The organism is Xanthobacter wiegelii (assembly GCF_043193855.2).
GTDB classification, from domain to species: domain Bacteria; phylum Pseudomonadota; class Alphaproteobacteria; order Rhizobiales; family Xanthobacteraceae; genus Xanthobacter; species Xanthobacter flavus_A.
Window position 1 is genome coordinate 3,786,678 of sequence record NZ_CM195529.1, and the last position, 22,728, is coordinate 3,809,405.

A 22,728-nucleotide genomic window follows, 5' to 3' on the forward strand; every position below is an offset into this window, starting at 1 on the left:
AGTTATCGCGCGCACAAAGCCCGGATTGTGCGCGGTCTTTGCGCTAGCTTTGCTGTCGGTCGCGAGAGGGCGGACGATGCACGGCACGATCTCACATATCGACACCGGCGAGGCGGCGGGTGGCGTGCTCACCATCGATTGCGGCGCGCTGACCGATAATTACCGCCTGCTGCGCGCGCAAGTCGCGCCCGCCCGCGCCGCGGCGGTGGTGAAGGCGAATGCCTACGGCCTTGGTGCGCTGGATGTGGTGCCCGAGCTGATCGCCGCCGGCTGTCGGGATTTCTTCGTCGCCCATCTCGGCGAAGCGCTGGAGCTGCTGCCGACGCTGCGCGAAGCGCATGGTACTCCGGGCGAAGCCGAGCCCCACCTCTACGTGCTGAACGGCCTCATGCCCGGTTCGGAGGCGACATGCGCGGCGGCCGGCATCATCCCGGTCATCAATAGCCTTAGCCAGTTGGCGCGCTGGGCGGGCACGGCGGCTGCGCGGGGCGAGAAGCTACCTGCCGTGCTGCAGTTCGACAGTGGCATGTCCCGGCTCGGCATGGCGCCCGCCGATGCGGAGGCCATCATCCGCGACGGCCTCGCCGACACCCTCGACATCCGCGCCATCATGAGCCATCTCGCCAGCGCGGACGAGCCGGACAATCCCCAGAACGACGATCAGCTGCGCGTCCTGCGCGCCATCGCGGCGGCGTTTCCCGATGCCCTGGTGTCCTTCGCCAATTCCGGCGGCGCTTTCCTCGGCGCGGACTATCACGGCGCGCTGGCGCGGCCGGGCATCGCGCTTTACGGCGGCGCACCGACGGCGGCCCGCGAGAACCCCATGCGTCCCGTGGTGCGGCTCGATGTGCGGGTGATCCAGACGCGGAGCGTGCCGGCCGGTGCCCGCATCGGCTACGGCGGCGCTTTCGTGGCGACCTCCCCGATGCGCCTCGCCACCCTGGCCGTCGGTTATGCGGATGGCCTGCCGCGCTGCCTGGGCAACCGGGGCGCGGCGTGGTTCGAGGGGGTGCGCCTGCCCATGGTCGGCCGCGTCTCCATGGACAGCCTCATCGTCGATGCCAGCGCTTTGCCCGAAGGCGCGCTCGTCGAAGGCGCGCTCGTGGAACTGATCGGGCCCCATCAGAGCCTCGATGAACTCGCGACCGCCGCCGGGACCATTTCCTACGAATTGCTCACCCAGCTCGGCCGCCGCTACCACCGCCGCTACCGTTGAGGCGCGCCACCGCATTGCAAAGAGAAGCCCCATGAACATCGTCGTGCTCGGAGCCGGCGTCATCGGCGTCACCTCCGCATATTATCTCGCGAAAGCCGGCCACACCGTCACCGTCATCGACCGTCAGCCCGGGCCGGCGCTGGAGACCAGCTTCGCGAACGCTGGCGAGGTCTCGCCCGGCTATTCCTCGCCCTGGGCCGCGCCCGGTGTGCCGATGAAGGCGCTGAAGTGGCTGTTCATGAAGCACGCGCCGCTGATCCTGCATCCCACGGCGGATGCCGCCACCTGGCGCTGGATGCTGGCCCTGCTGCGCAACTGCACGAGCGAGCGCTACAAGGTGAACAAGGGCCGCATGGTGCGCCTTGCGGAATACAGCCGCGACCGCCTCGCCGACCTGCGCGCCGAAACCGGCATTGCCTATGACGAGCGGATGCAGGGCACTTTGCAGGTGTTCCGCACGCAGAAGCAGCTCGACGCCATCGCCAAGGACATCGAGGTGCTGCGCGCCGATGGCGTGCCGTTCGAAGTGCTGGACCGCGCCGGCTGCGTCGCCGCCGAGCCGGGGCTGGCGCAGGCGGCGGAGCGCATCGTCGGCGGCCTGCGCCTGCCCGGTGACGAGACCGGCGACTGCTTCAAGTTCACCGAGGCGCTGGCGGAGCTGTGCCGGGGGATGGGCGTCACCTTCCGCTTCGGCGTGAACATTCGGGGACTGAAGCAGGCGGGCGGCCAGAGGACCGGCCGGGTCACGGCGGTGGAGACCGCCACGGGCGACGTTGTCGGCGATCTCTTCATCGCCGCGCTCGGCAGCTACACGCCGGCGCTGCTGGGGCCGCTCGGGCTGCGGCTGCCCATCTATCCGGTGAAGGGCTATTCCATCACCATGGCGGTGATGGACGAGGCCCGCGCGCCGGTCTCTACCGTGATGGACGAAACCTTCAAGGTCGCCATCACCCGCCTCGGCTCGCGCATCCGCGTGGGCGGCATGGCGGAAATCGCCGGCTTCAACCGGGATCTCAACGACGCCCGCCGCAGCACCCTCCTGCACTCGGTGGGCGACTTGTTCGCCGGAGCAGCAGACACCCGGGAGGTCAATTTCTGGACCGGCCTTCGGCCCATGACGCCGGATGGCACGCCCATCATCGGCGCCACCTCCTGCCCGAACCTCTACATCAACGCCGGTCACGGCACGCTCGGCTGGACCATGGCCTGCGGATCGGGCGCGGTGCTGGCGGATCTGGTCAACGGCCGCCGGCCCGCCATTGAGGCCGCCGACCTCGCCCTTTTGCGCTACGGCTGAGGGCGGGGAGCGTCCCATCGGGACCACGGCCGCCATGCCCGGCTTGTCGCCGGCTCGGTCGCTTACGGCGGCACGAAAATCGTCGCCCGGACGATCCGCCCGCCGCAGCCGGTCGTACCATTTGCGATGTCCACGCTGCGTCCCGATCGAGTTGACCGCATGATCCGCGCCTTCCCGGCGAACGCTGCCTGTCGCGAGGGAGCCACGCCATGTCCGCGGTGACGGTCTGGTACGATTCCGCCTGTCCGCTCTGTCGGCGCGAGATCGCCCTCATGCGGCGACTGGACCGGGACGCGCGGATCACCTTCGTCGATCTGCATTCGGGAACGGGCTGCCCACTCGATCAAGGCGCCATGCTGGCGCGTTTCCATGCCAGCGAGGATGGCCAGCTTCTCTCCGGCGCGGCGGCCTTCGCCGCCATGTGGCGCCAGATCCCCCGGCTGCGCTGGCTTGGCCGGGCGGCGCGCAACCCCCGCATTCTGGCGCTGCTGGAACGGACCTACATCGCCTTCCTGCGCATCCGCCCGCGCCTCCAGGGCCTTGCCCGGCGCCTTGAGGGAGACCGCGCGTGAGGCTCGCCGTGGTGATCGGGGCGCGCGGCGGCATCGGCACCGCGCTGGCGCGGGCGCTAGACGCGACCGGCGCGTTCGATGCCGTGGTGGGGTTGTCGCGGCACTCGTCGCCATCGCTCGACCTGTGCGCGGAAGAGTCCATCGCCGCGGCCGCCGCGCAGGTGGCCGAGCTTGGCACACCCCATCTCGTGCTGGACGCCACCGGGCTTCTCTCCGATGCCGACCTCAAGCCGGAAAAGTCGCTGCGTGCCATCGACCCCGCCGCCATGGCCCGCGCCTTCGCCATCAATGCGATCGGCCCGGCGCTGCTGATGAAGCATTTCCTGCCCCGCCTGCCACGCGATGCGCCCGCTGTGTTTGCCACGCTGTCCGCCAAGGTCGGCAGCATCGGCGACAACCGGCTCGGGGGTTGGTACAGCTACCGCGCCTCAAAGGCGGCGCTGAACCAGCTGGTGCGCACCGCCGCCATTGAGCTGGCGCGGACCCATCCCCGGGCCATCTGCGTCGCCCTCCATCCTGGAACCGTGGACACGCGCCTGTCGCGCCCCTTCGCCAAGACGGGTCTCGACACGCTCACACCCGAGACGGCAGCGCGCGACATCCTCGCGGGTCTCGCGCGGCTGCGGCCGGACGACAGCGGCGGCTTCTTCGACCGCCACGGCCAGCCGCTTCCGTTCTGATCCACCCGCGCCGCCGAACAGGTCCGCCATGCCGCGCATGCGCAAGAAAGCCGAGCTGCCCACCCGCACCTGCCGCGCCTGCGGCCGGCCCTTCGCCTGGCGGCGCAAATGGGCGCGCGACTGGGACCGGGTGCTCTATTGCTCGGACCGCTGCCGCGTTGCCAAGAGCGGGCCGCAGACTGAGGGGCGAACATGAGCGGAAACCTGCGCTTCGTGCTGGGCGATCAGCTCACCCGCGACCTCTCGGCCCTCGCCGACATCGACCCCGCCCGCGACGCGGTGCTGATGGTGGAGGTGGAGGCCGAGGGGCGCGCCGTGCCGCACCACCGGCAGAAGATCGCCTTCCTCCTGTCCGCCATGCGCCATTTCGCCGAGGCCCTGCGCGCCGAGGGTATCCGCGTGGATTACGTGCGCCTCGACGATCCGGACAACACGCAGGACTTTACCGGTGAACTCGCCCGCGCCGTCGCCCGCCACGGGCCGAAGCGCGTCATCGTCACTGAGCCCGGGGAATGGCGGGTGGAGGAGATGATGCGGGGGTGGGCGCAGTCCCTGCCCGTCCCGGTCGAGATCCGCGCCGATGACCGTTTCTTCTGCTCCCGCGCCGATTTCGCCGCGCTGGTCCGGGCCCGCAAGACCGGGCGCATGGAGTTCTTCTACCGCGAGATGCGCCGCCGCACCGGCTACCTCATGGACGGCGACACGCCGGTGGGTGGCCAATGGAACTTCGATCCCGACAACCGCAAGGCCCTGCCCCGTGGCACGCGCGTGCCGGAGCGCCGGCGCTTCCCGCCGGATGCGATCACGCGGGAGGTGCTGGCGCTCACCGCATCGCGCTTCGGCACCCATTTCGGCGACCTTGAACCGTTCGGATGGGCCGTGACCCGCGCGGATGCCCTGCTGGCGCTGGACGATTTCATCGCCGTCGGCCTGCCCCGCTTCGGCGACTATCAGGATGCCATGAAGGCGGGCGAGGATTTCCTCTTCCACAGCCTGATCTCGCCCTATCTGAACTGCGGCCTCCTCACCGCCCGCGAGGCCTGCGACCGGGCGGTGGAGGCCTTGGGCGATGGCGCGGCGCCGATCAATGCGGTCGAGGGCTTCATCCGCCAGATCCTCGGCTGGCGGGAATTCGTGCGCGGCATCTACTGGGCCGAGATGCCCGGCTATGCCGACGGCAATCACCTCAATGCCACCCGCCCCCTGCCCGCGCTCTACTGGACCGGCGACACGCCGATGCGCTGCATGGCGGAATGCATCGGCACGACCCGCCGCCATGCCTATGCCCACCACATCCAGCGGCTGATGGTGACCGGCAATTTCGCCTTGCTGGCGGGGATCGAGCCGGCACAGATCGAGGCGTGGTACCTCGCCGTCTACGCCGATGCCTATGAATGGGTCGAGCTGCCCAACGTCCACGGCATGGTGATGCACGCGGACGGCGGGCGCCTCGGCTCCAAGCCCTATGCGGCCTCCGGCGCCTACATCCACCGCATGTCGGACTATTGCACCGGGTGCAGCTACGATCCGAAGGTGAAGCTCGGGCCGGGCGCCTGCCCGTTCAATTATCTCTACTGGAACTTCCTGATCGAGAACGCGGCCGTGCTTTCGCCCAATCCGCGCATGGCGATGCCCTACCGCACCCTCGCCCGCATGCCGGCGGCGCAGCGGGCCGAGATCGTCCAAGCGGCCCGCGTCTTCCTGGACGGCCTTCCGACAGACTGGGGGTGAGGTCAGACCGGGATGGGGGAGAGCGGTGCCAGCGGCGCGCGCAGGGTCACGCGCAGGCCACCGAGATCGGGGCTGCGGTCGAGGGCGATCGAAATATGAAGGAGGTCGGCGATGACCTTCACGATGGACATGCCGAGGCCGCTGCCGGGCACGTCCGGCCGGTCGGGCACGCGATAGAAGCGCTGGAACACGCGCTCCCGCTCGGCCTCCGGAATGCCCGGCCCGCTGTCCTCGATGGTCACGAGCGCCATGTCGTCCTCGCGCCGGGCGGAGAGGACCACCTGACCACCGGCGCCGGAATACTTCACCGCATTGTCCAGAAGGTTGCCCAGCAATTCGGATAGCAGCACGGTGTCCGACACCAGCGGCAGGGGCCGATGCCGGATGAGGCAGGAAATCTGCGTGTCGGCCGGAATGCCCGCAATGCGGTCGGCGATGACGTGCTCGATCACCTCGCCCATGTCACAGGGCGTGCCGCCCGCCGCCGCCACGGCGCTTTCGTCGGCACGGGCGAGGGTGAGCAACTGGGTGATGAGCCGCTCCAACCGTTCCGCCCCCTGATCCAGCTCGGCCAAGGCCGTGTCGCGCAGCTCGGGATCGGAACTCTCCCGGCGCAGGAGATCCACATGCACGCGCACGATCGCAAGCGGCGTGCGCATCTGGTGAGAGGCATCTGCGGTGAAGCGGCGGAGAAGCTCCGTCGCCGAGCGCAGGCGCTCGAACATGGCGTTGATGGCGGTGGCGGGCGCCACGGCCTCCTGCGGCACATCGGACAGATCGAGCGGCCGCAGGTCGCGCCAGTCGCTGACGGCGCGGTTGTCGATCTGCCGGCTGAGATCGACGAGCGGCATTAGTCCGCGCTCGACGGATACCCACGCCAGCACCGCGATGGCCAGGATGAGCGCGGCTTCCGCGAGGCCGAGGTTCCGCAGCATTTCGTTGCGCAGCTGGTTGCGGGCAAGCCGGGTCTCGGCGACGGCGACGATGACCGGCGCCTCGACGCCATAGACGTGACGGGACACCGCCGCGACCCGCACGGCATTGCCGCGATAGGTTTCGTCCCAATGGGCGGGCTGGCCGGGCTCCACCGCCGGCATCCGCCCGAGGGGCAGATCGGGATAGCCCGTCACCGGCCCGGCGTCGGTCGCGACGAGGTAATAGACATTGTCCTGCGTCTTGGTTTCGAGCATGCCCAGCGCGACCTGCGGCATGTCCACCACCACCTCGCCGCTCTCCACCGCGAGCCGCTCGGCGATGGCCATCAAGGAGCCGTCGAGCAGGCGATCGTGGGAGCTTTCCACCACCGAAGTGATGGTGAGGTAGCCGCCAGCCCCGATGGCCACCGCCAGCAGGAGCACCGGCGCCAGCAGGTTGAGGAGAACCGCGCGCTTCAGCGAGCGGCGGGTGGCGCGCATCAGTCCTTCTCCAGCATGTAGCCGAGGCCGCGCACGGTGCGGATTCGCAGCCCGCTTTCCCCAAGCTTCTTGCGCAGGCGGGCGATATACAGCTCCAGTGCGTTCGGGCCCACCGCATCGTCGAGCCCGAACACCTCCGAGATGAGCCTGGCCTTGGGCACGAGCTTGCCAGCCTGCAACAGCAGAAGGTGCAGCACCGCAAGCTCGCGGCGGCGCAGATCGAGCGGGTTTCCCTCGAGCCGCGCGACATGCTGCGCGGTGTCGAACTGCAGCGGCCCGAATTCCAGAACGGCGTCGCTGACACCGAAGCCCCGGCGCACCAGCGCCCGCACTCGCGCCTCGAACTCGGCGAGGGCGAACGGCTTATTCACGTAATCGTCTGCGCCGAGGTCCAGCGCCTTCACCTTCTCGCTCACATGGTCGCGGGCGGTGAGGATCATTACCGGCGTCTTGAGGCCCGCGCGGCGGATCGCTCGCAGCACGTCATATCCGCTGCCGTTGGGCAGGCCGAGATCGAGCACCACCAGATTGTAGGCCTCGCGCGTCGCCAACCCGACCGCATCGGCCGCATCGGCCTCGTGATCGACCGCATAGCCGAGGGATGCGAGGGAGCGCTTCAGTCCGCTCGCCAGCGCCCGGTCGTCTTCTACGATGAGGATACGCATCAGGACGTCTCCCGGCCGGATTGCAGATGGCCGCAAGGCGTGAACGCCCCCGTCTCGGAGCGGGAAGGATGCCCCATACGTGACCACACCCGTCGCATCGCATAATGTAGACCGGCGAACGGAAGCAAGTTCAAGAGACGGGGCGGACGTGCGTGCGGGAGGCGGGTGGATGGCCCCGGTGAGCGGCGATGGGGAGCGGAGCGCCATGTCTGTCGCGCGGCGCAGTCCCGCAGCGCGGCGGCGGAAGGCCCGGACCTTCGCGGCGGGACTTTTCCGTGCGGCGTTGCTGGCCGCAACCCTCGTTGCAGCGGCGGCCGGCCCGGCCCGAGCACAACCCCTGCGCTCGGACGAGGTTTCGGTGGGTACCGGAACCGCCGGCGCGCTCACCGTCCTGTCCTCCATCGATCCGGTGGAGATGGGTGAACTGCTGGAACACTGGCGGGCACGCTATCCGGACATCAAGCTGACCTACCGGCACAAGAACTCGCTGGACATCTATTCCGACGTGGTCGAGTGCAACGAGGCGCGGCCCTGTCCCGATCTCGCCTGGAGTTCCGCCATGGATCTCCAGATCAAGCTCGTCAACGACGGCTACGCCGCCCGCCACGAACCCGCCGCCGCGGCCGTCCTGCCCCCATGGGCGGTATGGCGCAACGAGGCCTTTGGGGTCACGGCGGAGCCCATCGTCCTCGTCTACAACAAGATGCGTGTTCCACCGGAAGACGTGCCGCGCACCCATGCCGATTTCATCCGTCTCCTGCGCGAGAAGGGCGCCGCCTACCGGGGGAAGATCGCGGCTTACGACCCCGAGCGCAGCGGAACCGGCTATCTGTTCTGGAACAGCGACGTGCGCATCACCGCCGACACCTGGCAACTGGTGCGGGCGCTGGGCCGGACCGCGCCGAAACTCTATTCCTTCGCCCACACCATGCTCGATCGCGTGTCGGACGGCGACCAGTTGTTCGCCTACAACACCATCTCCTCCTATGCGCGGGCACGGGCACGGGAGGAGCCCGCCATCGGCGTCGTGGCCTTCGAGGACTACACGCTGGTGATGACGCGCATCGCGCTCATTCCCAAGCAGGCGCCGCACCCCGAACAGGCCCATCTTTTCCTGGACTTCCTGTTGTCCCGCGAAGGCCAGGAGGATCTCGCGCGCCGGGCCTTCGGCACGGTGCGGCTCGACATGCCACCGCCCGCCGAAGGGGGCGCCGATCCCGCCCGGCTGCGTCCCATCCACGTGGGGCCGGAGCTTCTGGCCTACCAGGACCAGTCGAGGCGCCGCATCTTCTTCCGCGAATGGCGCAAGGCCCTGGAAGGGCAATGATCGACCGCCGCGCGCGCCGGACGATCGTCGCGCGGGACGTGACAGGTTCTTGACAGGTTCTCCCCCCTAGGCTCCCGCCGATGCCGCCATGCGATGGGCTGCGCTATGTCTCCGCCAGAGACTGGCGGGCTGCAGGCGGCCGGACGAAGCAACAACAAGCAGCGCAGAAACGCCGCGAGCGGCTGCGCCGGCATGGGAGACAACGCATGGTCGGGCCTTCGGCAGCCGCCGTTCCACCCACCGCGACCGCAGGCGTGCCTGCGATCAAGTCGAGGACCGCAGCCATCCTGCGCTCGACGAGCGGCAATTTCCTCGAGCAGTTCGATTTCTTCCTGTTCGGCTTCTACGCGACGTCCATTTCCAAGGCGTTCTTCCCCACCGGAAATGAAGTCACCGAACTGCTGCTCACCTTCACCACCTTCTGGCTCGGCGCGCTGATGCGGCCCGTCGGCGCCATCGTCCTCGGCGCCTATCTCGATCACATCGGCCGCCGCAAGGGCCTGATCGTGACCCTCGGCATCATGGCCGCCGGCACGGTGCTGATCGCGGTTTGCCCCACTTATGCGCAGATTGGCATCGCGGCGCCGCTCATCGTGCTGTTCGGCCGCCTGCTGCAGGGCTTCTCGGCGGGCGTGGAACTGGGCGGCGTCTCGATCTACCTGTTCGAGATCGCGACGCCGGGAAACAAGGGCTTCTACACCTCGTTTCAGTCGGCCAGCCAGCAGGTCGCCATCTTCTTCGCCGCCATCATCGGCTTCTCGCTGAGCCAGCTGATGCCGCCCGAGACCATCTCCGCCTGGGGCTGGCGCATTCCCTTCTTCATCGGCTGCGCGATCATCCCCTTCATCTTCTTCATCCGCCGCACGCTGGAGGAAACCCCCGAGTTCCTCAAGCAGAAGAAGCACCCGACCCAGCGCGAAGTCTTCGCCGCGATACTGGCCAACTGGCGGATCGTGCTGCTGGGCATGATGCTGACGGCCATGACCACGGTGACCTTCTATTTCATCACCGTCTACACCCCCACCTTCGGCAGGAACGTGCTGAAGCTGTCCATCACCGACAGCCTTCTCGTCACGCTGCTGGTGGCCACCACCAACTTCATCTGGCTGCCCATCGGCGGCGCCATCTCGGACCGCGTGGGCCGTCGTCCGGTGCTGCTGGCCATTGCCATCCTGGCGCTGGTGACGGCCTATCCCGCCCTCGCGTGGCTGGTGGTGGAGCCGACCTTCAACAAGATGCTGATGGTGGAGCTGTGGTTCTCCCTGTGCTTCGGCGTGTACAACGGCGCCATGGTGGCGGCATTGTCCGAAGAGGTGCCAGCGCATGTGCGCACCACCTGCTTCTCGCTCGCCTTCGCCCTCGCCGCCGCTCTCTTCGGCACGTTCACGCCCCTGGTCTCCACCTGGCTGATCGACATGACCGGCAACCGTGCGGCGCCCGGCTTCTGGCTTATGGCGGCGGCCGCCTCGGGCCTCATCGCCACCATCCTCATCTATCGCGGTCGCAGCACGCCGCTCGTGCGACATTAAGCGGAAGGACGCGACGCTCCCGAGCGTCGCGCCCACCTATCGGTTCAAGGCGCCCGCAATCCGCCCGCCCCCCGAATGCCGATTCAGGCTGCGTTACGCCAAGCGCCTTGAACATGGCTCCGGCCCGGTCGACGGGCCGGATCAAATCGATAAAATCACATCGGAGGAAAGAACATCGCGACACGCGGGGTTTGCACGCTTCTGGTCGGCCTTGCACTGGCCCTGCCTGCTTCGGCGCAGGCCGATGAGGTGCGGGTGATAATCTCGGGCGGCCTCTCCGCCGCCTACAAGCAGTTGGTGCCGCAGTTCGAGCGCGAGACCGAGCTCAAGGTTTGACCGCTTATGGGCCGTCCATCGGCACCACCGAGAACGCGATTCCGGTGCGTCTCAACCGGGGTGAGTCGGTGGACGTGCTCATCATGGTGGGCGAAGCGCTCACCGGCCTGACCGAGCAGGGCAAGTTGGACAAGGTGTCGCGCGTCGATCTCGTCCGCTCGCCCATCGGCGTTGCCTTGCGCGCCGGCACGCAGAAGCCCGACATCTCCACCGTAGATGCGCTCCGCACCGCCTTGCTCAACGCGAAATCCGTCGCCTACTCGGACAGCGCGAGCGGCATCTATGTGGAGAATGAGCTATTCAAGCGCCTTGGCATCGAGGCCCAGACCAAGGCCATCCTCAATCCGGCGGCCAAGCTGCTCGGCATCACCATCAACCAGGACAGCGCGCCCGATGCGTGGCCGGTTCTGAAGACCCGGGCCGCCACCGGCAAGGCCATCTGGGACGTCATCGATTCACCGACCACCATCTGCATCCGCGGCGGCGAGCAGGGCATGGTCGAGAAGCTCGACTTCTCGAAGATTCCCAACGCCGCATCCATGCCGGCGCAGTACAAGACCCCCTATTCGGTGGCCTACGAGTTCTATTCCTCGGTGCTCGCCTACAACAAGAAGAAATTCGCCGCCAAAGCGCCGCAGACCTGGGCGGACTTCTGGGGGCCGGCCACAAGGACATCCGCACCGGCATCTGGGAGGCGACGCCCGGCGTCACGCGCTCCATCAAGGGCGGGACCTGGGAATATTGCACGATCCTGTCCGGCGTCGTGGAACTGACCGAGGATGGCGGCACCCCGCGCCGCTTCCGCGCGGGCGACACCTTCGTGCTGCGGCCGGGCTTCGTCGGCACCTGGGAAACGATCGAAACCGTCCGCAAGCTATGGGTCGCCGTTTCCTGATCTCTCACCATCCAGTTAGGTCCGTCCCATGGCACTGCTCTACATGGCCGATCCCGCCCGCGGCGAAGTCTGGCGCCGGCTGATCGGCGAAATGGCGCCCGACATCGACGTGCGCATCTGGCCGAACATCGGCAACCCCGCCGACATCCGCTGGGTCGCGGTGTGGGACGTGCATGTGGACCTGACCGCCACGTTCCCGAACCTCGAAGTGATCTTCTCCACCGGCGCCGGCGTGGATCACCTGGATTTCTCGCGCATCCCGGCGCGGATTCCCGTGGTGCGGATGGTGGAGCCGGGGATCGTCGAGGGCATGGTCGAGTATGTGACCATGGCCGTCCTCGCCCTCCACCGCGACCTGCCGACCTACATCGACCAGCAGAAAAAGCACGTCTGGGCGCAGCACTATGAAACGCCGGCGGCGCAACGGCGCGTCGGCATCATGGGGCTCGGCTCCCTGGGACAGGCGTCGCTCGCGGGCCTCGCGCCGTTCGGCTTTCCGCTTGCGGGCTGGAGCCGGTCGCCGCGGGCCATCCCGAACGTGGAGACCTTCGCCGGCGAGGCCGGGCTCGGAGCGTTCCTCGCCCGCACGGACATCCTCGTCTGCCTCCTGCCGCTCACCGCCGAAACGCGGGGCATTCTTGATGCCCGCCTGTTCGCCCGGATGCCGGCGGGCGCGCGCATCGTCAACGCGGGGCGCGGCGGCCATGTGGTGGCGGACGATCTGGTCGCCGCCCTCGATGCCGGCACCCTCTCGGGCGCGGTGCTCGATGTCACGGAGCCGGAGCCTCTGCCGCCGGAGCATCCGTTCTGGAGCCATCCGCGCATCCTGCTGACGCCCCACGTCGCGAGCCTCACCCGGCCGGAAACCGCCGTCATCAGCCTCCTCGAAAATCTCCGCCGCCATGCCGCGGGCGAGCCGATGATCGGCCTCGTGGATCGCAGCCGCGGCTATTGAAAGACCTCGCCATGTCCCCCGCCGCTGAAAACCCGCTCGCACTTGCCGATCCGAGCCTCCTCGTCGAGGCGGCCTTCATCGGCGGGCAGTGGTGCGCCGCCGATGACGGCGCGACGCTCGTCGTCGAGGACCCGGCAACCGGCCGGCCCGTAGGCACAGTGCCGGCCTGCGGTGCGGCCGAGACCCGGCGCGCCATCGCGGCGGCGGAGGCCGCCTTTCGCGCCTGGCGCACGGTGCCGGCCGCCGAACGGGCACGCCTTCTGGAGCGATGGAACGACCTGATCCTCGCCAACGCCGCCGATCTCGCGCGGATCATGACGGCGGAGCAGGGCAAGCCCCTCGCCGAGGCGGAGGGGGAAGTGCGCTACGGCGCGTCCTTCGTGAAGTGGTTCGCGGAAGAGGCCCGAGGGGGCCATGGCCTCCAAGTTTCGCAATGCCGGACAGACCTGCGTGCGCGCCAACCGCATTCTGGTGCAGGCCGGCATCCATGACGCCTTCGTCGCCCGCCTCGGCGCGCGCATCGCGGCACAGAAGGTCGGCCCCGGCACAGTGCCCGGCGTCGCCATCGGTCCGCTCATCAACCGCGCCGCGGCGGAGAAGGTGCACGCGCACGTCGCCGACGCGCTGGCGAAGGGCGCGTGCGTGGTGCAGCAGAGCGTGACCTCCAACGAAGACGGAAACTTCGTCGCCCCCCTCCTCCTCACCGGCGCCAGCACCGATATGCTGCTGGCCAATGAAGAAACATTCGGCCCGGTGGCCCCGGTGTTCCGCTTCGAGACCGAGGCAGAGGCGATCGCCCTCGCCAACGGCACCCCCTATGGCCTCGCCGCCTATTTCTTCACCGAGGACATGCACCGCGCCTGGCGGGTGGGAGAGGCGCTGGAATTCGGCATGGTCGGGCTGAACACCGGCGCCATCTCCATGGAGGTCGCGCCCTTCGGCGGCGTGAAGCAGTCCGGGCTCGGCCGCGAGGGCGGCTATCTCGGCATCGCCGAATATCTGGAGCCCAAGGCTTTCCACATGGGCGGCCTGCGCCTTACAGCGCCCGTCTGACCCCAACCACACACAAATCGCAGGAAACGTGACCATGGCCGCAAGACACCATCGCATCGCCGTCATCCCCGGGGACGGCATCGGCAAGGAAGTGATGCCCGAGGGCGTGCGCGTGCTGGAGACGGCGGCGGCGCTCTATGGTTTCAGCCTCGATCTCACCTGGCACGATTTCGCGTGCTGCGACTATTACGCCCGCCATGGCGAGATGATGCCGGCCGACTGGAAAGAGCGGGTCGGCACCTCGGACGCCATCCTGTTCGGCGCGGTGGGCTGGCCCGACACGGTGCCGGACCATGTCTCGCTCTGGGGCTCGCTGCTCCAGTTCCGGCGGGAGTTCGACCAGTATGTGAACCTGCGGCCCGTGCGGCTGATGCCGGGCGTGCCCTGCCCCCTCGTCGGCCGCAAGCCGGGCGACATCGACTTCTGGGTGGTGCGCGAGAACACCGAGGGCGAATACACCTCCATCGGCGGACGCATGTATCCCGGCACATCCCGCGAACTGGTGATCCAGGAAACGGTGATGTCGCGCCACGGCGTGGACCGCGTCTTGAAATTCGCCTTCGAGCTGGCCATGCGGCGGCCGAACCGCCACCTCACCTCGGCCACCAAGTCCAACGGCATCGCGATCACCATGCCCTATTGGGACGAGCGGGTGGAGGCGATGGCGGCGACCTACCCCGAGGTGCGCACGGACAAGTACCACATCGACATCCTCACCGCGCAGTTCGTACTGCATCCGGACCGGTTCGACGTGGTGGTCGCTTCCAACCTGTTCGGCGACATCCTCTCCGATCTTGGCCCGGCCTGCACCGGCACCATTGGCATCGCGCCCTCCGGCAACATCAACCCCGAGCGGACCTTCCCGTCCCTGTTCGAGCCGGTGCACGGCTCGGCGCCGGACATCGCCGGGCGTGGCATTGCGAACCCGGTGGGCCAGATCTGGTCCGCGGCCATGATGCTGGAGCATCTCGGGGAAGTGGACGCCGCCGCTGCCATCGAGCGCGCCATCGAGCGGGTGCTGGCCGATCCTGCGGGGCGCACGGCCGACATCGGCGGTTCAGCCGACACGCAGACCTGCGGCAAGGCCATCGCCGACGCTCTCGATTGACCGCTGGTCGCGAGAGACGTGCCTTTTTCATCCGGTCAAAGGCTCCGCGGCCATGAGGTCGCGGAGCCTCATCTGGCAGCCGGGAAGCGTCGATCCCACGAGAGTTTCGCGGGCTTCTCGCGCTACGGCGAAATCGATCCTGACTGACCTTCGATAGCCGAAACGAACGACAGTATCGTCTGCACAACGATCGATTTTCTCTGGTCGAGCCATTGGGGCTCTGAAAAGTCATGCTGGAACATGCTGCTCAGGGTATGCCGGTTTGACACATGGATGAAGCACAGACCTAAAATGGAAATGTATAGGCTTTCCGCGTCGACATTCTGTTTGAATATGTTCTGCTCCTGCCCAAGCGTGAGAATATTGCTGAGCGAGTCGAGCAGGGGCCGCGTCATGTGAGGGATCGTGGCTGAGCGCTGGGCCGTCCGGCCCATCATGAGATTCTCATTCATGATCAGACGCACGAAATGCGGATCGGTACTGAGAAAATCGAACGTCAGCTCGATCAGGGCCGCCAGCGCCGATCGTGGATCGGTGCCGGTGACATCGAGCGTCTGCTCGCGGTCGCGGATGATCTTGTAAGACGCTTCAAGCGCCGCGAGGTAGAGATCGTCCTTGTTGCCGAAGTAATGATAGATCATGCCGACATTGACATCGGCGGACGCCGTAATGCGTTCGATCCGGCTGCCGCTGTAGCCGTGCTGGGCGAACTCAGCCATCGCCGCTTCGAGAATGCGCTGGCGCGTGGCGGCGGCGTTGCGCTTTCCCGGCGAACGCTGCCGCGCATTTTTCGTCGCCTTGGCCGCGTCCGCCGGCTCTTCGTGTGCCGAATTCTTCCGGCGTTCTCCGGCTGGCTTGGATGAGGCGGTCGTCATCGGTTCTCCAGCCGAATGGCTCCGTCCGAGACGTTCCGCGCGGCGAAATCCCTCACGTCCATATCCTTGCGGCGCTGTCCCATGATCGAAAGTCCTTTCGGCGCATCATTGGCGATGCGGATGGGAGGAATGGCCCCCTGCGAGCCCTGCCGCGCGCTCCGTTCAGATGTCCAACGGCACCCCCGGCGTATCGCGCACGGCATCACGAGCGGCCTCCAGCGCGGCGATGATGGCGGGCTCGAACACGCGGGGTCCTTCGGCGAAATGGGCGGATACCCAGCCGAACAGATAGTCGTCGCGCCCGATCAGCGGCGCCACCATCTGCGAGCGGGTTCCGAAGATGCGGATCAGCGCCGGCGGCGGGGCAAGATCGGGATCGGCGAAGACGTCCCCCTGGATCAGGGCGCGCCGGTTCTTCTCGATCCAGCGGACACTCCGCGCCCGACGATGATCGACGGCGCTATTATCCATCATCGAGGCGGCGCCCAGCGCCAGCACCTCGGCGCAAGGTACGTTCACGCTGAGGCCGAGCGCGGGATAGTCGAGGCGCACGGTGCAGCGTATCGCGCCTGTCTGTTCCATCAGCGTGGCGAGGATGGGGGAGAAGGCTGCACGCAGTGCGGCAGCGTCGGTGGTGGCGATCATGGCGCGACACTCTCCGCGAGTTCAAGACGCCCCTGCGCAAGGCCGACGCAGAAATGCTTCACGAACGGCTCGATGGCGGCCAGCATCTCCTTGCGCGGAGCGTTGGCGGCAAAGATCTCGCGCGCGCGGTCGTTGAGCCGTGCGCGCAGCGCCGGATAGTCGATGGTGGTCAAACGTCCGTCCTCCACCACCGTGCGGCCGCCGACCATGACGCGGGTGATGCTGCGCCCCTCTTCGGCGAAGACGAGCTGGTAGAGCGGATCATTGAGCGGCGTGAAGTTGACGCTGCCGAGGTCGAGAAAGACAAGATCCGCCGCGAGACCCGGCCGGATGTCGCCGGTGATCTCATGCAGGCCAAGCGCCCGCGCGCTGCCGCAGGTCGCCATTTCGAACACATCGCGCGGCGAGAGCCAGTCGTCGGGATCGAACGAGGCGGTGCGGGAGAGATAGCAGGCGAGGCGCATGACCTCGAACAGGTTCTGGTGGTCCGAGCAACTGCAGGCGTCCGAGCCGAGGCCGACGCGCACGCCGGCCGCCACCATGGCCGGCACGTTCGCGATGCCGCTGCCGAGCCGGAAATTACTCGACGGATTGTGCGCGACCGAGCAGCCGCGCCGTGCCAGCAGTTCGAGATCGGCGTCATCGAGCCAGATGCCGTGGGCGGCGGTGAAATCGGGGCCGAGGATGCCGAGTGCATCGAGGTGAGCAGTGAGGCTCATGCCATAGCGGGCGCGTCCGGCGATGGCCTGGATCTTCGATTCCGCCAGATGAGCATGCATCGGCGCGCCGTGGGCATTGGCCAGCGCGCGTGCTCCCGTCCAGAACGCGTCCGAGCAGTGCAGCGGGATGGTGGGGGCGAGGCCCGGGCGCACCCCTAACCGATCATGCGGCCATTCCCTCAACATGCGCTCGCAGGCTTCGAGGTTGGCGTCGACGCCGGCCATGCGGATGGTGTCGATCTCGGCCCGCGCATGGTCCGGCAGCGCATCGCGCAGGCCGGGGATCGCCTGCCAGAAGGTGCGATCGGCCAGCATCGGGGCGACAACGGCGCGCATGCCGGCGTCGATATAGCCGGCGGCGGTGGCGAACATGCCGTCCGGCGAGGGCTGCGGAAGCTCCAACACCAGATCGTAACAGGCGGTGCAGCCCTTGAGCAGCATCTCGGCGGCCGAGGCCTGGGCCAGCAGATGGCGATCCGCAAGGTTCTGGCCGCCGCCGGTCCATGGGCCGTTGTGGAGATGCAGTTCCAGCGTCCAGGCGCGCGAGACGCCCTTGGCGATGGCGAGATGGCTGTGCGTGTGCGCGTTGACGAGGCCGGGCATGATCAGCCGGTCGTTCGCGCCGACCAGCTCGGCCTCCTCGGGCAGCGCGGCACCGGGCGCGACGATGGCGGCGATCCGCCCATCCTGGATCAGAAGATCGGCCGCGCGTACCTCCCCCTCCGAGGGAAACGCCACAAGGCCGCCGCGTATGGCGAGCGGGCGCTGTATCATGGCTCCTGCCTCCGCCCCGCAAGCACGATGCCGTCGACGATGCGCAGGCCGAGCCTGACGCGCGCGCCCGGTGCGGGAAGCTCGCGTCCGACATTCTTCTCCAGCGACTGGACCGACGTGCCATCGGCGAGGCGCGACCAGATGCGCAGATCCGCACCGATGGGATCGTGCCGCTCGACCAGCGCGTCGAGCATGATTTCGGCCTGGTCGGAGGAGTTGAGGAGGGCAAGGCGCTCGGGACGGATGCAGAGTGTCACCGGGCCGTCCGCAACGTCACGCGGAATGACCGGCAGAAGCCCAAGAGCCGTCTCCACGGTCGCCGCACCGCCGCCGCGGCGGGAAAGCGTGCCACCGATCCAGTTGGAATGGCCGATGAAGTCGGCGGCAAACAGCGTGCGCGGGCTTTGATAGAGCGCGTGCGGCGTGTCGATCTGCTCGATCCGCCCCTTGTTCATCAGCACGATGCGATCGGCGAGGCCCATCGCCTCTTCCTGATCGTGGGTCACGATGATCGACGTACAGCCGAACCTGCCGAGGATGGTGCGGATCTCCCGGCGGAGCTGGAGCCGCAGCTTGGCGTCCAGATTGGACAATGGCTCGTCGAGCAGCATGATATCCGGCCTGGTGACGAGCGCCCGGGCCAGCGCGACGCGCTGCTGCTGGCCGCCGCTGAGCGCGCTTGGCCGGCGCTCCTCGATGCCGGGCAGTTGCACCTGCTCCAGCACCTCGCGGATGCGTTGGCTGATCTCGGCCCGCTTCACGCCCCGGTTCTTCATGCCATAGGCAATGTTCTGCGCGACGCTCATATGCGGGAACAGCGCGTAGTCCTGAAACACAAGGCCGACATTGCGCTCGTAGGGCTGGCGTGTCGCCATGTCGGCGCCGCCGATGACGATGCGTCCCTCATCCGGCCACTCGAAGCCGGCGATCATGCGCAGCGTCGTCGTTTTCCCGCAGCCCGATGGACCGAGCAGCGCAACGATTTCGCCGCGATCGACGGAGAAGCTCACATTGTCGACGGCCGCAGTGGTGCCGAAACGCTTGGTGATGTTCTGGATGTCGAGAACAGACATGCTCAGCGCCCGTATACGCCGCGCCCGACCACCACATCGAGCCCCGCGACGCGGTCGAGCACGACGATGAGCAACACGGTGGCGACGATGAAGATGACCGACAGTGCCGCGATGGTCAGGTCGAGGTTCGCCCGCATCTGCGCGAGAAGCGCGACAGGCAGGGTGAAGGTGAAGGCGTCGGTCAGGAAGATGCTGATGCCCACATTGTCGAAGGAGGTGACGAAGCCGAACACGGCGCCGGCGATGATGCCGGTGCGGGCCAGCGGCAAGGTGATCTGCCACAGCGCCTTCCAGGGCGGCGAGCCCAGGCTGAGCGCCGCCTCGTAATAGCTCGCCTTGATGCCGACCAACGAAGCGGCGGTGGTACGCATGACATAGGGAAAGGTGATGAGGATGTGCCCCATGATCAGCCGTGTCATGCCATCGATGATGCCCAGCCGGCTGGCGAAGATCAGCATGCCGAAGCCAAGGACGACATTGGGCACCACCAGCGGCGACAGGAGCGCCGCCTGCAGCAAGGCGCGGCCGCGGAAGGTGGCCCGGCTGAGCGCGATGGCCGCCAGCGTGCCGACAACGGTCGCCACCAGCGTCGCCACGGTGGCGATGATCAGGCTGTTGACGAGGCCGTCCTGATAGTAATTGTCGGCGAGGAAGCGCTCATACCAGCGCAGGGAGAACGCGCTGGGCGGGAACGGGCCGATGAAGCTGCGCGCATCGAATGACAGCACGATCGCGACAAGGACCGGGATCAGCGAGAAGGCGATGAACAAGGTGACGAGCGAAAGGTAGGCGGCCTCGAACAGGGCATCCGCCATGCGCTTGCTGAGCAACCGTCCGTTCACATGGGGGTCGCTCATTTGCCCGCCTCCTGCCAATTGGCGCGTACGAGGTGCAGCAGCCCGTAGAACAGGGCGACGGAGACCACCATCATCACGATCGACAGCGCGGCGCCGCCGGGGAAATTGGCCACTTCCGAGAAGCGCGAGTAGATGAGGTTCGACACGAACAGGATAAAGCCGCGCCCCACCAGCATCGGCACCACCAGATTGCTGAGGCAGAAGGCATAGGCGATGATGCCCGCCGATAGAATGCCGGGCAGGCTCATCGCCACCGTGACCTGGAAGAAGGTTTTCCAGCGCGGCGCGCCAAGCGACATCGCCGCCTCCTCAAGCCGCGGATTGATGTTCTGCAGCGTTCCGACCAGCGTGAGGGCGACCAGCGGCAGCGTCGTGTTCATCAGGCTGAGCACCACCATCAGCTCCGCACCGTCCGGGCTGGCAGGGGCGATGCCGAACAGGCGTCCGAACCCCGAGAGCGGGCCGAGCGGGCCAAAGCTCACGGCGATGGCGTAAACCCGCACGATGATGCTGAGGAAGAGCGTTCCGACCAGGCCGCCCATCAGCACCCGGCGCATGAGCGGCCCAGCCCGCCGGGCGATGAAATGCGCCATGGGGAAGCCCAGCACCATGGCAAGGCCGGCGCTGATGAAGCTTATGCGGAACGTGTCGAGGAAATAGCGCGCGTATTCCGGCGCGGCGATCTGGGCGTAGTTGTCGAGGGTGAGCGCACCGGCATCGTCGCCGCCGATGCGCCCGCCCACGAACGGCTTCAGGCTCTCGTGACCGAGCACCAGAAGGGGGCCGAGCAGCAGCGGCGCCACGATGATGAGCGCCGGCCACAGGAGAAGCGCCGTCAAGCCGTCGCGCCGTTTGCCGCCCGCTCGTGCCATGTCGCCGTTCGCCCCGTTTCCCCTCCCCTCCCGATCAGCCGCGCCGCACCAGCGGCACGATCTCGCGCTCCCATCGGGCGTTCCACTCGTTCACCACCGAGCCGAGATAGGCGAAGTCTGCGAAGTAAGCGTATTTCTCCAGATCGCTCGGCGCGAAATACCAGTCCGCCAGCATCGGATTGGGCTTGGCGGAGGGCTGGGTCGGCCCGGAGCCGAGATTCATGTTGTAGAGCTCGTTCATCTTCGGCTCGGCAAAGAAATTGGCGAACTCGAAGGCGGCCTTCGCGGGCGAACCCTTCAGCACGCAGAAGCCTTCATTGTAGAGGAACACCTTGTTGCCCGGCATCCGGTTCTTCAACTTGACCGGAAAATTCTTGGCGGTGGCGAACCAGCCGCCGTTGTTCCAGAAGCCGACCGAGTACTGGCCGCTTGCCATCGCGTTGATATACTCGGAATTGTTGGTGGCGATCATGCCGATCTGGCCCTTCGACGCCAGTTCCTTGACCAGCTCCCAGCCCGGCTCGGCGTTCCGCTCATTGCCGCCGCGCTGGAGCGCGCAGCTCACGATGAAGAGCCCGGTCAGCCCGATGGGATAGGGCACGCACAGCTTGCCCTTGAACTCCGGACGCAGCAGGTCTTCAACCGAATTGAAGCCGCCCGGCAGCAGGTCCTCCCGATAGCCCCAGAACGCGCCGGCCGTGGAGAGCGGCACGCTCATCTTCTGGCCCTTGTCGTTCTTCTGGATGAACTGGTCGGGGATGGTGGCGAGGTTGGTGACGATGCTCTCGTCGATCGGAAGGAGCCAGTCTTCCTTGATCATCGCTCGGAAGACCGGATCCCACACCGAGAGTACATTGTATTGGGTGTTCGGCCAAACCGCCTTGATCTTGGCGACGACAGCCGCCGCGCCGCCGGAGTGAAGCTCCCAGGCGATCTGCGTGGGGTTCGTCTTGTTGAAATCGGCTGCGATCTGCTTTGAGACCTCGATCCACTGCGCGCCCCACTGCACCACGAGCAGCCGGTCGGCGGCGCGCGCGGGGGTGATCAGCCCGCCGGGAAAGGCGCCGGCGGCTGCGAGGCCGGCGCCGGTCAACAGGTTACGGCCGAAGGCGCGACGGGTCAGCGACATGTCCGAAATCTCCGGCTGTACGGCGGCGGCGGGGCGTGTAAACAAATTAAGTGCTTACTTAGTTTGTGCAGGCCGCCACGCCCGGTAAAGCTGATTGATTGGCCAGTCGTTACTCCATTAAATGATTGTTTTAAATCACTAAATATGGGGTATGCCGCTGTGCTGGGCGGTCACTTTCCGACCCGTGCCCAAATTTCGATCGTTCGTCGTCTGCGGGGCATTCGGGCGGCCGGCTGCCGCGCAAACATCCCTCGCGAGGTGGTGGAGCGTGGGGGTCCGAGCCGTCAGGCAACGTTGTCACGCGCCAATTGCCCCCCATCCCAGGCGATCTCGTAGAGACGGACGATCTCGTCTTCGGTGGGAATGCGCGGGTTGTTCCCCGGCGTGCCAGAGGCGAGGGCCTGGCTGGCCATTTCCGGGCGGAGGCGGAAATAAGTGTCCTCGTCCAGGCCATAGGCCTTGGGTGTGGGCACCTTCAAGCGGTCATTGAGATCGCGAAATCCCCGCACCAAGGCTCGCCCGGCCTCTTCGTCTCCCGTGGCGCCCGTCGCCCAGCCGAGTGCACGGGCGGCCGCCGCGTAGCCCGCAGGCGCGGCGGAGAGTGAGTATTCCGTCACCAGCGGCAGGAGCATGGCGTTCGAGAGGCCGTGCGGCACATGGAAGAAGGCGCCGATGGGCCGGCTCAGCCCGTGGATGAGTGCGGTGGACGTGTTCGACACCGCGAGCCCCGCATGGGTCGCGCCCAGCATCATGGCTTGGCGGGCGGCGCGCTCGATGACGATCAAGACGCCGGGCCGTGAGGTGGAAGGCCCCAAGCAGATGCAGCGGATCGTGGAAGCGATCCGCGCGGGCAAGGCCGAGGACGCGCATGCGGCCGCCCTCCAGCACGTGGCGAGTGCCTCCGTCATTGCGCAACGCCTGCTGCAGGAGCGGGCCGGCGGATAGTTCAATACTTGAGGCGCAAAACCGCATGCGCCGCCCGAAGGCGGCTTCGCACGGCCGGGG

General features: G+C 67.3%; 21 protein-coding genes and 3 pseudogenes. 14 read left to right on the plus strand and 10 right to left on the minus strand.

The genetic code is table 11. From position 1 onward, the window contains the following. Window positions 1-76: 76 nt before the first annotated feature. The 6 genes from alr (at window position 77) to V5F63_RS17655 (ending at window position 5,496) form a co-directional block, all read left to right on the plus strand. Window positions 77-1,216, plus strand: a complete 1,140-nt coding sequence (gene alr / locus V5F63_RS17630; protein WP_394100735.1) for an alanine racemase — start codon at window positions 77-79, stop codon at window positions 1,214-1,216. Continuing rightward, window positions 1,134-2,513, plus strand: a complete 1,380-nt coding sequence (locus V5F63_RS17635; protein ID WP_394100734.1) for a D-amino acid dehydrogenase — start codon at window positions 1,134-1,136, stop codon at window positions 2,511-2,513. The genes alr and V5F63_RS17635 overlap by 83 nt, the downstream gene beginning before the upstream one ends. A gap of 209 nt (window positions 2,514-2,722) precedes the next feature. Continuing rightward, window positions 2,723-3,085 (plus strand): thiol-disulfide oxidoreductase DCC family protein, encoded by a 363-nt coding sequence (locus V5F63_RS17640; protein WP_394100733.1) that lies wholly within the window; start codon window positions 2,723-2,725, stop codon window positions 3,083-3,085. Then, the gene (locus V5F63_RS17645; RefSeq protein ID WP_394100732.1) at window positions 3,082-3,765 is read left to right on the plus strand and encodes an SDR family NAD(P)-dependent oxidoreductase; all 684 of its coding nucleotides are present in this window, start codon (window positions 3,082-3,084) and stop codon (window positions 3,763-3,765) included. Before V5F63_RS17640 ends, V5F63_RS17645 begins: the two co-directional genes overlap by 4 nt. A 28-nt stretch (window positions 3,766-3,793) precedes the next feature. Next, on the plus strand, window positions 3,794-3,961 hold the full coding sequence (locus V5F63_RS17650) for a DUF2256 domain-containing protein (RefSeq protein ID WP_209484450.1): 168 nt from the start codon (window positions 3,794-3,796) through the stop codon (window positions 3,959-3,961). Then, window positions 3,958-5,496, plus strand: a complete 1,539-nt coding sequence (locus tag V5F63_RS17655; RefSeq protein WP_394100731.1) for a cryptochrome/photolyase family protein — start codon at window positions 3,958-3,960, stop codon at window positions 5,494-5,496. The genes V5F63_RS17650 and V5F63_RS17655 overlap by 4 nt, the downstream gene beginning before the upstream one ends. A gap of 2 nt (window positions 5,497-5,498) precedes the next feature. Here the strand turns inward: V5F63_RS17655 and V5F63_RS17660 are convergent, their stop codons facing one another. Both V5F63_RS17660 and V5F63_RS17665 read right to left on the minus strand, forming a co-directional pair. Next, entirely contained in the window at window positions 5,499-6,911 is a 1,413-nt protein-coding gene (locus tag V5F63_RS17660) for a sensor histidine kinase N-terminal domain-containing protein (RefSeq protein WP_394027976.1), read from the minus strand. Beyond that, a complete protein-coding gene (locus V5F63_RS17665; protein ID WP_209484458.1) occupies window positions 6,911-7,576 on the minus strand; it encodes a response regulator in 666 nt (221 codons plus the stop codon). Before V5F63_RS17665 ends, V5F63_RS17660 begins: the two co-directional genes overlap by 1 nt. A 205-nt stretch (window positions 7,577-7,781) precedes the next feature. Between V5F63_RS17665 and V5F63_RS17670 the strand changes: the two genes are divergently transcribed. The 7 genes and pseudogenes from V5F63_RS17670 to V5F63_RS17700 all read left to right on the plus strand — a co-directional run bounded on the left by V5F63_RS17670 (window position 7,782) and on the right by V5F63_RS17700 (window position 14,779). After that, window positions 7,782-8,903, plus strand: coding sequence for an ABC transporter substrate-binding protein (locus V5F63_RS17670; protein WP_394100730.1), 1,122 nt, complete (start codon window positions 7,782-7,784; stop codon window positions 8,901-8,903). A gap of 206 nt (window positions 8,904-9,109) precedes the next feature. Continuing rightward, the gene (locus tag V5F63_RS17675; protein WP_245327205.1) at window positions 9,110-10,432 is read left to right on the plus strand and encodes an MFS transporter; all 1,323 of its coding nucleotides are present in this window, start codon (window positions 9,110-9,112) and stop codon (window positions 10,430-10,432) included. 380 nt (window positions 10,433-10,812) lie between these two features. Beyond that, window positions 10,813-11,439 (plus strand): annotated as a pseudogene (locus tag V5F63_RS17680) (extracellular solute-binding protein); the annotation flags it as partial. A gap of 2 nt (window positions 11,440-11,441) precedes the next feature. Continuing rightward, window positions 11,442-11,663: pseudogene (locus tag V5F63_RS17685) on the plus strand (cupin domain-containing protein); the annotation flags it as partial. Window positions 11,664-11,691: 28 nt separating this feature from the next. Then, window positions 11,692-12,618: a 2-hydroxyacid dehydrogenase gene (locus V5F63_RS17690; protein ID WP_394100729.1), complete on the plus strand. Its 927-nt coding sequence runs from the start codon at window positions 11,692-11,694 to the stop codon at window positions 12,616-12,618. An 11-nt stretch (window positions 12,619-12,629) separates the two neighbouring features. Beyond that, window positions 12,630-13,671: pseudogene (locus V5F63_RS17695) on the plus strand (aldehyde dehydrogenase family protein). A 34-nt stretch (window positions 13,672-13,705) separates the two neighbouring features. Further along, window positions 13,706-14,779 (plus strand): tartrate dehydrogenase, encoded by a 1,074-nt coding sequence (locus V5F63_RS17700; RefSeq protein WP_394100728.1) that lies wholly within the window; start codon window positions 13,706-13,708, stop codon window positions 14,777-14,779. A gap of 122 nt (window positions 14,780-14,901) precedes the next feature. Here the strand turns inward: V5F63_RS17700 and V5F63_RS17705 are convergent, their stop codons facing one another. The 8 genes from V5F63_RS17705 to V5F63_RS17740 form a co-directional block, all read right to left on the minus strand. Next, the gene (locus V5F63_RS17705; protein ID WP_394100727.1) at window positions 14,902-15,654 is read right to left on the minus strand and encodes a TetR family transcriptional regulator; all 753 of its coding nucleotides are present in this window, start codon (window positions 15,652-15,654) and stop codon (window positions 14,902-14,904) included. 162 nt (window positions 15,655-15,816) lie between these two features. After that, window positions 15,817-16,299, minus strand: a complete 483-nt coding sequence (locus tag V5F63_RS17710; protein WP_394100726.1) for a GAF domain-containing protein — start codon at window positions 16,297-16,299, stop codon at window positions 15,817-15,819. Next, a complete protein-coding gene (locus V5F63_RS17715) occupies window positions 16,296-17,792 on the minus strand; it encodes an amidohydrolase family protein (protein ID WP_394100725.1) in 1,497 nt (498 codons plus the stop codon). Before V5F63_RS17715 ends, V5F63_RS17710 begins: the two co-directional genes overlap by 4 nt. After that, complete coding sequence (locus V5F63_RS17720) at window positions 17,789-18,865, minus strand: ABC transporter ATP-binding protein (protein ID WP_209484474.1); 1,077 nt, start codon at window positions 18,863-18,865, stop codon at window positions 17,789-17,791. Before V5F63_RS17720 ends, V5F63_RS17715 begins: the two co-directional genes overlap by 4 nt. 2 nt (window positions 18,866-18,867) lie before the next feature. Then, the gene (locus tag V5F63_RS17725) at window positions 18,868-19,722 is read right to left on the minus strand and encodes an ABC transporter permease (protein ID WP_394100724.1); all 855 of its coding nucleotides are present in this window, start codon (window positions 19,720-19,722) and stop codon (window positions 18,868-18,870) included. Next, complete coding sequence (locus V5F63_RS17730) at window positions 19,719-20,561, minus strand: ABC transporter permease (RefSeq protein WP_209484479.1); 843 nt, start codon at window positions 20,559-20,561, stop codon at window positions 19,719-19,721. The genes V5F63_RS17725 and V5F63_RS17730 overlap by 4 nt, the downstream gene beginning before the upstream one ends. A 67-nt stretch (window positions 20,562-20,628) precedes the next feature. Next, on the minus strand, window positions 20,629-21,723 hold the full coding sequence (locus V5F63_RS17735; protein WP_209484481.1) for an extracellular solute-binding protein: 1,095 nt from the start codon (window positions 21,721-21,723) through the stop codon (window positions 20,629-20,631). A gap of 284 nt (window positions 21,724-22,007) precedes the next feature. After that, window positions 22,008-22,508: a dehydroquinate synthase/iron-containing alcohol dehydrogenase family protein gene (locus V5F63_RS17740; protein ID WP_394027968.1), complete on the minus strand. Its 501-nt coding sequence runs from the start codon at window positions 22,506-22,508 to the stop codon at window positions 22,008-22,010. Between V5F63_RS17740 and V5F63_RS17745 the strand changes: the two genes are divergently transcribed. Next, window positions 22,498-22,668 (plus strand): hypothetical protein, encoded by a 171-nt coding sequence (locus V5F63_RS17745; protein ID WP_245327207.1) that lies wholly within the window; start codon window positions 22,498-22,500, stop codon window positions 22,666-22,668. The genes V5F63_RS17740 and V5F63_RS17745 overlap by 11 nt on opposite strands. Window positions 22,669-22,728: the final 60 nt, after the last annotated feature.

Bases quoted from the DNA above. Each gene is read 5' to 3' on its own strand.
- alr (WP_394100735.1), top strand. From the start codon at position 77: ATGCACGGCACGATCTCACATATCGACACCGGCGAGGCGGCGGGTGGC.
- V5F63_RS17635 (WP_394100734.1), top strand. From the start codon at position 1,134: ATGAACTCGCGACCGCCGCCGGGACCATTTCCTACGAATTGCTCACCC.
- V5F63_RS17640 (WP_394100733.1), top strand. From the start codon at position 2,723: ATGTCCGCGGTGACGGTCTGGTACGATTCCGCCTGTCCGCTCTGTCGG.
- V5F63_RS17650 (WP_209484450.1), top strand. From the start codon at position 3,794: ATGCCGCGCATGCGCAAGAAAGCCGAGCTGCCCACCCGCACCTGCCGC.
- V5F63_RS17655 (WP_394100731.1), top strand. From the start codon at position 3,958: ATGAGCGGAAACCTGCGCTTCGTGCTGGGCGATCAGCTCACCCGCGAC.
- V5F63_RS17660 (WP_394027976.1), bottom strand. From the start codon at position 6,911: ATGCGCGCCACCCGCCGCTCGCTGAAGCGCGCGGTTCTCCTCAACCTG.
- V5F63_RS17665 (WP_209484458.1), bottom strand. From the start codon at position 7,576: ATGCGTATCCTCATCGTAGAAGACGACCGGGCGCTGGCGAGCGGACTG.
- V5F63_RS17670 (WP_394100730.1), top strand. From the start codon at position 7,782: ATGTCTGTCGCGCGGCGCAGTCCCGCAGCGCGGCGGCGGAAGGCCCGG.
- V5F63_RS17675 (WP_245327205.1), top strand. From the start codon at position 9,110: ATGGTCGGGCCTTCGGCAGCCGCCGTTCCACCCACCGCGACCGCAGGC.
- V5F63_RS17690 (WP_394100729.1), top strand. From the start codon at position 11,692: ATGGCACTGCTCTACATGGCCGATCCCGCCCGCGGCGAAGTCTGGCGC.
- V5F63_RS17700 (WP_394100728.1), top strand. From the start codon at position 13,706: ATGGCCGCAAGACACCATCGCATCGCCGTCATCCCCGGGGACGGCATC.
- V5F63_RS17705 (WP_394100727.1), bottom strand. From the start codon at position 15,654: ATGACGACCGCCTCATCCAAGCCAGCCGGAGAACGCCGGAAGAATTCG.
- V5F63_RS17710 (WP_394100726.1), bottom strand. From the start codon at position 16,299: ATGATCGCCACCACCGACGCTGCCGCACTGCGTGCAGCCTTCTCCCCC.
- V5F63_RS17715 (WP_394100725.1), bottom strand. From the start codon at position 17,792: ATGATACAGCGCCCGCTCGCCATACGCGGCGGCCTTGTGGCGTTTCCC.
- V5F63_RS17720 (WP_209484474.1), bottom strand. From the start codon at position 18,865: ATGTCTGTTCTCGACATCCAGAACATCACCAAGCGTTTCGGCACCACT.
- V5F63_RS17725 (WP_394100724.1), bottom strand. From the start codon at position 19,722: ATGAGCGACCCCCATGTGAACGGACGGTTGCTCAGCAAGCGCATGGCG.
- V5F63_RS17735 (WP_209484481.1), bottom strand. From the start codon at position 21,723: ATGTCGCTGACCCGTCGCGCCTTCGGCCGTAACCTGTTGACCGGCGCC.
- V5F63_RS17745 (WP_245327207.1), top strand. From the start codon at position 22,498: ATGACGATCAAGACGCCGGGCCGTGAGGTGGAAGGCCCCAAGCAGATG.